This window comes from Micromonospora musae, from assembly GCF_003626635.1.
GTDB classification, from domain to species: Bacteria; Actinomycetota; Actinomycetes; order Mycobacteriales; family Micromonosporaceae; genus Micromonospora; species Micromonospora musae.
The window spans coordinates 78692-91358 of the sequence record NZ_RAZT01000012.1; the positions used below are offsets into that span (position 1 = coordinate 78692).

A 12667-nucleotide genomic window follows, 5' to 3' on the forward strand; every position below is an offset into this window, starting at 1 on the left:
GCGACAACTACTCTAGGTGCCAGAGGGATGATCGGTCTGTTTCCCCGACCCCTCGTCTGAGGCCCCGATCGGCTCTTCGGGCGGACTCTCATCGATGAACTTTTCTCCCAGGTATTGAGACTTATGCTGCTGTCAATGTGAAGTCCTGGGGGGGATCATGATCACTGTCGATTACTGCTGCGCGTCCGTCCATTGTGGATGAAGCTCGACATCCCGAGATGACGAACGAAACGCTGATAGCTGGCTTCGGCGAGGTCGCAACCGCCTGTCCCGACCGCCCCGCCGTCCTCGCCGAGACCGGGCAGCTCAGCTACGCCCAGCTCGCCGGCCTCGCCGGCGGGTACGCCGAGGCGCTGCTCGCGGCCGGGGCCGAGCCGGGCGACCGCGTCGCCCTGCTGACCACGCACGGGACACCCACCATCGCCGCCATCCTCGGCACGCTCGCCGCCGGCTGCGCGTACGTGCCGCTCGACCCGGGCTTCCCGCACCGCCGGTTGCGCCACATGCTCAGCGGCGCCGCGGTGACGACCGTCCTCTGCGCGCCCGAGCACGAGGAGCTCGCGCGGGCGCTCGTCGCCGACCGGCCCGCCACCCGCGTCCTCGTGCAGGCGGACCCGCGCCCCGCCCCGCTGCGCCCGGTGCGGGTCGACCCCGACGCGCTGGCCTACGTGCTCTTCACCTCCGGCTCGACCGGCGTGCCCAAGGCGGTCGGGCAGACCCACCGCAACCTGCTGCACGTGGTGCGCAACCAGATCGACACCCTCCACATCGGGCCGGACGACCGGCTCAGCCTGCTCGCCTCGTTCAGCTTCGACGCGGCCATCCCCGACCTCTACCCGGCGCTGCTCACCGGCGCCGCGGTCATCCCGGTCGACCTGCGCCGCCACGGGCTCGCGCACGCCGTCGAGCAGCTCGCCCGGCACGACGTCACCGTCTACCACTCGACGCCCACGGTCTACCGGTTCCTGCTCGACACCCCCGGCGTCGAGCGGCTCGACCGGGTACGGGTGGTGCTGCTCGGCGGGGAACAGGCCACCCACGCCGACGCCGCCCGCGGGCAGGGGCGGTTCGCCCCCGGATGCCTGCTGGTCAACGGCTACGGCGCCACCGAGCTGACCTTCGCCGCCCGGTACGCGCTGCCGTTGGCCGAGGCGGACCCGAGCGGCACCGGGCCGCTGCCGATCGGCGCCGCGCTCCCCGGCTACCAGCTGCGCCTCACCGAGGACGGCGAGATCGTGGTACGCAGCGCCCACCTCGCCCCCGGCTACCTCGACCAGGACAGCGACCGGTTCTTCACCGACGCGGACGGGGTGCCGGCGTACCGGACGGGGGACCTCGGTGAGCGGCTGCCCACCGGCGAACTGCGCTGCCTCGGCCGGCTGGACCGGCAGGTCAAGGTGCGCGGCTTCCGGATCGAGCTGACCGAGGTCGAGGCGCTGCTCGCCGCCGAACCGGGCGTCGCGGGCGTACGGGCCGTCGCCCGCGACGGCGCCCTGCTGGCGTACGTCCGGCCGGCCGCCGGTCCGCTCGACCCGGCCGCCCTGCGCGCCGCGCTCGCCCGTCAACTGCCCGAGTACGCGCTGCCCCGCGCCGTGGTGCCGGTCGACGAGTTCCCGCTCACCGTCAGCGGCAAGGTCGACGAGCGGGCGCTGCCGGACCCGGAGCACACCGTGGCGCCCGGCGCGGGCCCGACCACGCCCACCGAGCAGGCCGTGCACGACATCTGGCGGGTGGTGCTCGGGCGCGCGGCCGTCGGCCGGACCGACAACTTCTTCGACGTCGGCGGCCAGTCGCTGCTCCTCGGTCAGGTGCAGCAGCGCATCGCCGAACGGTTCGGGGTGCGGCTGCCCATGCTGCGGCTCTTCGAGCACCCCACCGTGGCCGCGCAGGCCCGGCTGCTCGACGACCCGCCCGCCGACCGGGCACCGGCCCCCGCGCTGGCCACACCGCCCGCGCCTCCGGTGGCCGCCCGTGAGTACACCGGCGACGAGATCGCCGTGGTGGGCCTCGCCGGCCGCTTCCCCGGCGCGCCCGACGTGGCCACCTTCTGGTGGAACCTCTGCGCCGGCGTCGACTCGATCCACGACCACAGCGACGCCGAGCTGGCCGCGCTCGGCATCGGACCGACGCTGCGAGCCGACCCCCGGCACGTACGGGCCGCCGGCCGGCTCGACGGCGTCGCCGACTTCGACGCGGAGTTCTTCTCCTTCGGCGAGCAGGAGGCGGCCCGGACCGACCCGCAGCACCGGCTCTTCCTCGAGACCGCCTGGGAGGCGCTGGAGGACGCCGGGCACGACGCGGCCCGCTTCCCCGGCCTGGTCGGCGTCTTCTCGGCCACCTCCGCCAACCGCTACTTCCTGTTCCACCTCATGGACAACCCGGCGGTGGTCGGCGACGTCGACCCGGACGACTGGGAGGCCCGGCTGCTGGGCCGGCAGTTCACCGACCACCTTCCCGGGCAGGTGGCGTACCGGCTGGGGTTGACCGGGCCGGCCGTGGCCGTGCAGAGCGCCTGCTCCAGCTCCCTGGTCGCGGTCTGCCTCGCCGCGCAGAGCCTCGCCGACTACCAGTGCGACATCGCGCTCGCCGGCGGGGTCAACGTCACCGGTCCCCGCTACCGGCACACCCCCGGCGGGCTCGCCTCACCCGACGGACGGTGCCGCGCCTTCGACGAGGCCGCCGGCGGCTCCGGATTCGGCTCGGGAGTCGGGGTGGTCGCGCTGCGCCGGCTCGCCGACGCCCAGGCCGACGGCGACCGGATCTACGCGATCCTGCCCGGCTGGGCGGTCACCAACGACGGCCCGGACCGCGCCGGCTACGCGGTGCCCGGCCCGGCCGGGCAGGCCGCCGCCGTGGCGAACGCGCTCGCCGCCGCCGAGGTGGCGCCCGGCGAGGTCCGGTTCGTCGAGGCGCACGGCAGCGGCACCCCGCTCGGCGACGCCATCGAGGTTGCCGCGCTGCACGAGGTCTACGCGGGCGGTCCGGCCGAGAGCTGCGCGCTGGGCTCGGTGAAGACCAACATCGGGCACCTCGACGCGGGTGCCGGGATAGCCGGCCTGATCAAGACGGTGCTCGCCGTCCAGCACGGGACCATCCCGCCGAACCTGCACTACACGCGCCCGCACCCGGAGATCGACCTGGCCGCCGGCCCGTTCTACGTACCGACGAAGGTGCGGGACTGGCCGGAGGCGTCGCGCCGCGTCGCCGGGGTCAGCTCGTTCGGGCTGGGCGGCACCAACGCGCACGTCGTGGTCGAGCAGCCGCCGCCTGTCGAACCCGTCGACGAGCAGCCGTACCCCACGGCGCACCTGCTGCCGGTCTCCGCGCGTACACCGGCCGCGCTGCGGGACGCACTCATCCGGCTGCGGGCGCACCTCTCCGGCGCCGCCCCGGCGCTGGCCGAGGTGGCCGCCACGCTGGCGCTCGGCCGGCGGGTGTTCGCGTACCGGGCGGCGGTCGTGGTCACCGACCTGGCGGGCGCGGTCGCCGCCCTCGACGACCTGCTGGAGAGCGGCGTCCGGGTCGCGGGCGAGCCCGGAGAGCTGCGTGAGCTGGCCGCCGCCTGGGTGGCGGGGCAGGAGACGGACTGGGCGGCGCTGCACCCCGAAGGCGCGGTACGCCGCACCGGCCTGCCCACCTACCCCTTCCAGCGGCAGCGGTACTGGATCGATCCCCCTCAGAGAGGCATGCGGTGAACTGGTTCGTCTCCGCCGGTGGCCGTGGCGTGGCCCCGGTGCAGCTCTTCTGCCTGCCCTACGCCGGTGCCGGGGCCAGCGCGTTCCGGCACTGGTCGGCCGGTCTCGGCCCCGGCGTCGAGGTGCTGCCGGTGCAGCTGCCGGGCCGGGAGAACCGGATCACCGAGGATCCCCGGTTCCAGGTGGCGGACGTCGCGCGGGCCATCGCCGGGCGGGTCAGCGGCCCCTACGCCCTCTACGGCCACTCGATGGGCGGGCGGCTCGGCTTCGAGGTGCTCCGCGAGCTGCGCCGCGAGGGGCTGCCGCTGCCGCTGCGGCTCTACGTCGGCGGCGCCCGCGCCCCGCACGTCAGCGCGCCCAGCCTCTTCGACGGGCTCTCCACCGTGGACGACGACGAGTTGCTGCGTCGCCTCAGCGGCGGCGGCGGCCTGCCCGCCGAGGTCCTCGACCACCCCGAGCTGGTGGAGCTGCTGCTGCCGCTGCTGCGCGCCGACTTCGGCCGGGTCGACAGCTACCGGTACGTGGCGGAAGATCCGCTGCCGGTGCCGATCGTCGTGTTCAGCGGCCGGCACGACCGGGCGGTGACGCGGGAGCAGAGCGAGGCGTGGGCCCGGCACAGCGCGACGGGCTGCACGCTGCACGAGATCTCCGGCGGGCACTTCTTCCTGCACGACGCCGTCGACGAACTGCTCGCGGTGATCCGCGCCGACCTGGACGCCGCGCTCGCCGCGATCGCTGCCGTGCCGGGCGCTCCGACGGAGCCGGTCACGCGGGACCGGGCGCACGGCGCGCCGGCCGCAACCGCCACCGCCGGTGTGACCTCCCCGGTGACCGGTGGGCACCGGGTGCCGCTCGGTGACACCGGCTGGTCGGTCTGGCGGGACGCCATCCTGCGGACCACCGGCTTCCCGGCTGACGGGCTCACCATGCTCTCCGCCCCGCAGGCCGCGGCCGCCGCCGACGAGCTGCTGTCCACCGGCGCCGGGGAAGACCGGTTCGACAAGGAGTTCGCCGAGGCGGTGACGGCCGGCGCCCGGCAGATCACCGAGCTGGCCGGCGACCCGCTGCTGCGCGAGGCGGTCACCTGGCAGAACCGCAACGTGCTGCTCGCCCTCGACGGGCTGCACCGGGCCGGCCCGGACGCGCCCCGCAACGTACGCCGGCGGGACCGGGAACGGGCCCTGCTCAAGTACTGGCAGCGCTACTGCGGCAAGAACGAGACAGTCGGCTTCTTCGGTCCGAGTTGCTGGGTCACCCTGGACCCGACCCTTCCGGTGACCGCCGAGGTGCGCCCCGGCCCGACGCTCACCCGCCGCCGCTGGGTGCTGTTCGAGGCGTGGGCGCTGGCCGCGTACGCCGATCGGATCGGTGCGGACCTCGCCGTGCGTGCCTGGTGGCCGCCGATTCTCGCCCCGCACCTGCGCCTGGTCGACCGCGCGGTGCAGCGGCCCGGCCGCCCGCCGGTGCCGGTCACCCCGGTCGAGGCGGCGCTGCTCGCCGCCGCCGACGGCCACCGCCCGGCGCGGGACCTGGTCACGGATCCGGCGATCGGGCTGCGCCGCCCGGAGGACGGTTACGCGCTGCTCGACCGCCTCGTGGAGCGGGAACTGATCACCTGGGACGCCGGGCTGCCGGTCAGCCCCGCCGCCGAGAGCGTGCTCCGGGAACGGATCGAACGCGTCGGTGACGTCGAGGCCCGGGAGCGGGCCCGTGCCGGCTTCGACCGGCTCTGCGCCGCTCGGGACGAGGTCGCCGCCACGGCCGGCGACCCGGAGCGGCTGCGCGTCGCGCTGGACACGCTCGACGAGACGTTCACCGCGCTCACCGGCCTGCCGGCGCACCGACGCGACGGCCAGATGTACGCCGGGCGGACGCTCTGCTACGAGGACACCAGCCGCGAGCTCGACGTCGTCTTCGGCGGACCGCTGCTCGACCTGATCGCCGGGCCGCTCGGGGTGCTGCTCCCGGCCGCGCGGTGGCTCGCCGCCGCGCTGGAAGAGGCGTACGGGGCGGTGTTCCGCGAGCTTCACGAGGAGCTGCGCACCGAGGCGGGCGGCGGGCCGGTGGCCCTGTCCGACCTGTGGTTCCTCGCGCAGGGAATGTTCTGGGGCGAGGGGGAGCGTCCGGTCGACAAGGTCGCCGCCGAGTTCGCCGGCCGGTGGGCGGGACTGTTCGGGTTGGACGCCCTCGCTCCGGGGACGACAGAGGTCCGGCTGTGCGTGGCGGACCTCGCCGCGCGGGTGGCCGAGGCGTTCCCGACCGTCCGGCCGAAGTGGAGCAACGCCCGGTTGCACAGCCCCGACCTGCAGATCTGCGCGGCCGACGCGGAGGCGCTCGGCCGCGGTGACTTCACGGTGGTCCTCGGTGAGCTGCACGCCGCCTGGCCGTCGTTCGACTGCCAGGTGTTCACCCCGGCCCACCCGGACGTGGAGCGGCTGCGCGCGGCGCTCGCCGAGGACCTGGGAGAGCAGCGGATCCGGCTGCTCTTCCCCACCGACTGGCCCCGGCGCACCAGCCGGGTCGCCGAGGCGCTGATCGGCCCGACCGACCGGCAACTGGCGTTCCTCCCGGCGCCCGGCGCCGAGCCCGAGCGGGTGCTGCCCACGGTGGCGGTGACCGTCGCCGAGGAGGCGGGTCGGCTGGTCGCGACGGCGCCGGACGGAGCGCGCTGGCCGCTGACCGAGATCTTCTCCGGCCTGCTCGCCGCGCACGCCGTCGACGGGTTCAAGCTGGTCGCCGCCGCGCCGTACACGCCACGGATCACGCTGGACCGGCTCGTGGTGGCCCGGCAGACCTGGCGGACCACTGTCGGCGAGAGCGGGCTGGGCGCGGTCACCGGCGAGCGGGGCCGGTTCCTGGCCGTCCGCGCCTGGCGTCGGCGGCTCGGCCTGCCCGAGCAGGTGTACGTGAAGCTCGGCACCGAGACCAAGCCCTGCTTCGTGGACCTGAGCAGCCCGGCGTTCGCCAACATGTTCTGCGCGATGGTGCGGGCCGCCCGCGGCGACGGCGGTGACGACGTGTCCCTGGTGGTCAGCGAGATGCTGCCGAGCCCCGACGACGCCTGGGTGCCCGACGGGCAGGGCCGGCGCTACTTCAGCGAGCTGCGGCTGCACATCGTGGACGACGCCGTGGAGGTGGCCAGGTGAGCCACCGGATCCCGCTCGGTGACACCGGCTGGTGGGTGTGGCGCGACGTCGTGCTGCGTACCGCCGGTTTCCCGGCCGCCGGGCTCGACGCGTTCGCCGCGCCGGAGGCCGCGGCCGCCGCCGACGGGCTGCTGGCCGGCGCGGGCACCGGCGAGCTGTTCGACAAGGAGTTCCAGAGGGCCCAGCTCGACGCGTCCACGCAGGCCGATGCGATCGCCGCGGATCCGCTGCTGCGCGAGGCGGTGACCTGGCAGAACCCGGAGATGCTGATCGCGCTCGACGGGCTGCTGCGCACCGACCCGGCGGCCCGTAACTGGCGTCGGCGCAGGCGCGAGTCGGCGCTGCTGCGCTACTGGCAGCGCTACTGCGGCAAGGCGGAGACCATCGGCTTCTTCGGCCCGGTCTGCTGGGGGCGCCTCGACCCGGAGGAGCCGGCCACCCGGGTGCGCCCCGGCGCCGCGGCGCTCGCCCGGCGGGAGGTGCACTTCGAGGCGTGGGCGCTGATCGCGTACGCCGACCGGCTCGCCGACGACCTGGCGGTGCGGCGGTGGTGGGCGCCGGCGCTCCCCCCGCACCTGAGCGTCTCCGGGCGGCAGCTGCGCCGGCCGCTGCACCCGCCGGTGGAGCTCAACGTCGCCGAGGCGCGGCTGCTGGCGTACTGCGACGGGCGGACCCCGGCGACGACGGTGGTCGACCGGGCCCTGCACGACGCCGAGCGCCCGCTGCGCTCGGCGGCCGACGGATTCCTGCTGCTGGACCGGCTGGTGGAACGGTCCCTGCTGACCTGGGACGCCGGACTGCCGATCAGTCCGCAGGCCGAGCGGGTGCTGCGCGACCGGCTGGCCGCCATCGGTGAACCGGCGGTGCGCGTCGAGGTGACCGCCGGATTCGACCGGCTCTGCGCCGCGCGCGACGTGGTGGCCGACGCGGCCGGCGACCCGGATCGGCTCCGCGCCGCGCTCACCGCGCTGAACGCCGAGTTCACCGCCGTCACCGGCCGGCCGGCCGTCCGGCAGAGCGGGCAGATGTACGCGGGCCGCACGGTGCTCTACGAGGAGACCGAACGGGATCTCGAACTCACCGTCGGCGCGGCGGTGCTGGACGCGCTCGCCGAGCCGTTGGCGATCGTGTTGCAGGCCGCGCGCTGGCTCACCGCCGAGATCGGCGTGGCGATGCGCCGGCTGCTCGACGATCTGCACGCCGAGCTGCGGGGCGACGGACCGGTGCGGCTGGCGGACGTCTGGTCGTTGGCGCAGGGGCTGCTGCTCGCCCCGGACGGCCCGTTCGCCGAGGCCAGCACCCAGTTCACCGCCCGCTGGGCGGAGCTGTTCGGCCTCGACGCGCTCAGCGCCGACCGGGCGGAGGTGCGGTTGCGCAGCGCGGACCTGGCCGGACCGGCGGCGCGGATCTTCGCGGCGTCCGGCCCCGGCTGGCCGTCGGCCCGGATCCACAGCCCCGACGTGACGATCGCCGCCGCCGACGTGGACGCGATCAACCGGGGTGAGTTCCAGCTGGTGCTCGGCGAGCTGCACCCGGCGTACACGCCGTTCGACAGCGCGGTCTTCACCCCGTTCCACCCCGATCCGGCGGCGCTGCGCGCCGGGTTCGACGCGGACCTCGGGCCGGCCCGGGTGCGGGTGCTCTACCCGGAGGGCTTTCCGCGGATCACCACCCGCACCACGTACGCCTCCGTCGGGCCGGCCGACCGGCAGCTCGGCATCGACACCGCGCGCGGCGCGGACGTCGAGCGGCTCGTCGCCGCCACCGAGGTGCGGGTCGAACCCGACGGGATGGAGCTGGTCGCCGTCCTGCCCGACGGCGGCCGCTGGCCCCTGGTGGAGATCTTCGGGCACCTGCTCGGCGCGTTGCTGCTGGACAGCTTCAAGCTGGTCGCGCCCGCCCCACACACCCCCCGGATCACCATCGACCGGCTGGTGGTGGCGCGCCGCACCTGGCGCTCGACGGTCGGGGATTGCGGGCTCGCCGGCCTCACCGCCGACGACGAGCGGTTCCTAGCCGTACGACGCTGGCGGCAGCGGCTCGACCTGCCGGAGCGGGTCTTCGTGAAGATCAGCACCGAGGTCAAGCCCTGCTACGTCGACTTCACCGGCCCGCTGTACGCCCAGTCGCTCTGCGCCATGGTCGACGCCGCGGTGAAGAGCGGGCCGGACGTCTCCGTGGTGGTGAGCGAACTGCTCCCGGAGCCGGCCGACACCTGGGTGACCGACGCGCACGGGCGCGGTCACGTGAGCGAGCTGCGTCTGCAGATCACCGATCCGATGAGTTACCGGGGAGAGAACGGGTGACCGACATCCTGTCCATCAGCGCGGTGCAGGGAGAACCACTGCCCTGGCCGGACGCGACGCTGGCCGAGCTGGTCGTCGCGCAGGCCGCCCGTACCCCCGACGCGGTGGCGGTGCGCCAGTGGGACGACCGGCTCAGTTACCGGGAGCTGCTGGAGCGGGCCGCCGGGGTGGCGGCCGCGCTGCGGGCCCGCGGCGTCGGCCGGCAGAGCCGCGTCGGGGTCTGTGGACAGCGCCGGCCGGAGCTGGTCGCCACCGTGCTCGGCGTGCTGCTCGCCGGGGCGTGTTACGTGCCGTTGGAGCCGGGTGGCCCGCGCCGCCGCCTGCGGGAGATCGCCGCGGACGCGGGCGTGACCGTGGTGATCGGCGACGCCGCCGAGACCGAGTTCGCCGACGCGCCGGGGATCGCGGCGCTCGGGCTGCCCGGCCCGGCGCCCCTCGCACCCTGCCCGGCGCGGCCCGGCGACCCGGCGTACGTGCTCTTCACCTCGGGCTCGACCGGTCGTCCGAAGGGGGTGCTCACCACCCACCGGAACGTGGTCGAGTTCGTGCACGGGGTGGCCGCCATCAGCGGTGCGGACGCGGGGGTGCGCAGCCTCGGCGTCGCGTCGCTGGGCTTCGACTCGGTCACGATGGACCTGTTCGTCCCGCTGCTGCTCGGCGGCTCGGTGCAGCTGATCGGCGCGGACGACCGGGCCGACCCGGTACGGCTCGCCCGGTTCATCGCCGCGCACCAGGTCAACTGGGGCTTCATCACGCCCACCGTGCTCGCCATGCTGGACCCGACCGAGCTTCCCGACTGGAAGGTGGTGTTCTGCGGCGGCGAGGCGGTGCCGGCCGAGCTGGCCGCCCGCTGGGCGCCGGGGCGTACCTTCCTCAACGGATACGGGCCGACCGAGACCACGGTGCTGGCGGTGAGCGGACCGCTGACCGCGGACGTGACCGATCCGGTGCCGATCGGCCGGCCGCTGCCCAACCACCGCGCCTACGTGGTCGACGCCGACCTGCGTCCGGTGCCGCCGGGGGAGACCGGCGAGCTGCTGATCGGCGGCCCCGGCCTGGCCGACGGCTACCTCAACCGCCCGGGGCTGACCGCCGAGCGGTTCGTTCCGGACCCGTTCTCCGACGAGCCGGGGGCGCGGCTCTACCGCACCGGTGACCTCGTCCGTCAGGCCGCGGACGGCCGGATCGTCTACCTGGGGCGGGCCGACCGGCAGGTCAAGATCCGTGGCCAGCGGATCGAGCTGGGCGAGGTGGAGGCGGTGCTGGCCGAGCTGCCCGGGGTGGACCGGGTGGTGGTCGAGGCGGTGCCGGGCCCTTCCGGCGCGGAGCTGGTCGCGTTCGTCACCCCGGCGGACGCTCCCGACGACGAGCGGCTGCGGGGCCACGCCGGGCCCCGGCTGACCGCCGCGATGCTGCCGGCCCGGGTGCTGCGCCTGGCCGACCTGCCGATCAGCGCGATCAGCGGCAAGGTGGACCGCGCGGCGCTGCGTGCGCGCGCCGCCGCCGACCGGGCCGACGATCCGGCGCGGTCGCCGGTCGACCCGGACGAACCGCTCGACGCGGCGGTGCGGCGCATCTGGACGCGGCTGCTCGGTGCCGCCCCCACTGCGGAGACCGACTTCCTCGCCGCCGGTGGGAACTCGATCGCGGCGATGCGGCTGGTCGCCGCGTTGCGGGCCGAGCTGGGCCGGCACGTCGACACCCGGGACGTCCTCACCGGTCGGACCTTCGCCGGCCTGCTCGAACTGGTCGCCGCCGCCGCGGCGGCCGACGGGGACGGGCTCACCACCGGCAACCCGCCGACGCTCTCCCCGCCGCAACGACGGCTCTGGTTCGTCGACCAGCTCGCCCCGTCCAGCGCGCCGTACAACATCGCGGTGGCGCACCGGCTGCACGGCCCGCTCGACGTCACCGCGCTCGGGGTGGCGCTGCGCGCGGTCGCGGAGCGGCACGACGTGCTGCGTTGGCGGATCCCGCAGACCGGCGGCGTGCCGTACGCCGTCCGTGAGGAGCCGACGGACGTGGCGGTGCCGGTGGTCGACCTGACCGGTGGCGCCGACCGCGAGCGGGAGCTGGCGGAGATGCTCGCCGCCGGGGCCGGGCACGCGTTCGACCTGGCCACCGGGCCGCCCTGGCAGGTCACCGTCTACCGGCTCGGCCCGGCCGAGCACGTGCTGGCGATCACCCTGCACCACGCGGTCTTCGACGGTTGGTCCGAGGCGGTCCTCTACGACGACCTCGGGGCCGCGTACGAGCAGGCGGTGGCGGGGCGTACGCCGCGGCTGCCGGCGCTGGGCGCCGGCTACGCGGACTACGCGGTGTGGCGGGCGGAGCGCGACCGGCGCCGGGGAGAGGCGGATCTGGCCTGGTGGACGGGTCACCTCGAGGGCGCGCCGACCGTGCTGGAGCTGCCGCGGGACCGCCCGCGCCCGGCCGTGCAGACCTATGTCGGGGCTGAGGCCGCCGTGCGGTTGCCCGAGGCGACTGATCGGGCGGTGCGGACCCTGGCCGAACGGTTGGGCACCACGGTCGCCGCGGTGCTGCTGGCCGGCTTCGGCGAGCTGCTCGCTCGGCTCACCGGCGGGGACGACCACGTGCTCGGGGCGATCGTCGCCGACCGGCGGCTCGCCGCCTTCGACGACGTGATCGGCTTCTTCATCGACACCGTGCCGGTCCGGGTACGCACCGGCGGCGCGAGCTTCGCCGAGCTGGTCGACCGGTGCGCCGCCGAGCTGCACGAGGTGACCACGCACCCGGGCGCGCCGCTGGAGCGGATCGTCGAGGCGCTCGGCGTCGGCCGGGACACCTCCCGTGCGCCGCTGGTGCAGGTGCTCTTCAACGTGCTCAACTTCGCGCCGCCCCGGCTGGCGCTCACCGGCCTCGCCGCCGAGCCGGCGCCGGTGCCGAAGCCCGGCTCACCCTTCGACATCACCGTCTACGTGGTCGAGCGTGCCGGGCGGGTCGGCGTCGAGGTGGTGCACAATCCGGACCTCTTCGACGGGGAGCGGATCGACGCGCTCCTCGCCGACCTCGCCGCCCTGGTCGGCGTGCTCGCCGCCAACCCCGACGCGCCGGCCCGCCAGGTCGCCGCCGAGCTGCCCCGCCCCACCGTCCGGGTGGCCCAGCTCGGCGCCATGACCGTGGCCGCCGCCGAATCGCCCCGGGTCGTGCTGCCGACCGGCCCGGAGGGGCTCACCGAGACCGAGGAGCTCATCGCCGGCATCTGGCGGGAGGTGCTGGAACGCGACCGGGTTGCCGTCACCGACAACTTCTTCGACATCGGCGGGCACTCGCTCGCCCTGGCCGAGGTGCACGCCCGGCTGACCGCCGCCACCGGCCGCTCCATCAAGATGCTCGACCTGTTCCGCCACCCCACGATCCGGGCGCTCGCCGCCGGCCTGGACGGCGCCGCCGACCGGCCGGAGCTGGCCCGCGCCGCCCTGCGGGCCGCCGCCCGACGCAGCCGTACCCGTCGTAACCCACCCCGCCGCCCCGGCGGCACCACGCACTGAAGGACAAC

At 75.4% G+C, this 12667-nt stretch carries 4 protein-coding genes; all 4 read left to right on the forward strand.

All coding sequences use genetic code 11. The annotated features are described in order from the left end of the window. Nucleotides 1-218: 218 nt before the first annotated feature. Genes D7044_RS23320 through D7044_RS23335 form a run of 4 tightly spaced genes read left to right on the forward strand, consistent with a single transcriptional unit; the run spans nucleotide 219 to nucleotide 12659 of the window. Nucleotides 219-3695 (forward strand): AMP-binding protein, encoded by a 3477-nt coding sequence (locus tag D7044_RS23320; protein ID WP_120690191.1) that lies wholly within the window; start codon nucleotides 219-221, stop codon nucleotides 3693-3695. After that, entirely contained in the window at nucleotides 3692-6841 is a 3150-nt protein-coding gene (locus D7044_RS23325; RefSeq protein WP_120690192.1) for a thioesterase domain-containing protein, read from the forward strand. The genes D7044_RS23320 and D7044_RS23325 overlap by 4 nt, the downstream gene beginning before the upstream one ends. Then, nucleotides 6838-9147, forward strand: coding sequence for a lantibiotic dehydratase (locus D7044_RS23330; RefSeq protein ID WP_120690193.1), 2310 nt, complete (start codon nucleotides 6838-6840; stop codon nucleotides 9145-9147). The genes D7044_RS23325 and D7044_RS23330 overlap by 4 nt, the downstream gene beginning before the upstream one ends. After that, a complete protein-coding gene (locus D7044_RS23335; RefSeq protein ID WP_120690194.1) occupies nucleotides 9144-12659 on the forward strand; it encodes a non-ribosomal peptide synthetase in 3516 nt (1171 codons plus the stop codon). Before D7044_RS23330 ends, D7044_RS23335 begins: the two co-directional genes overlap by 4 nt. Nucleotides 12660-12667 lie beyond the last annotated feature (8 nt).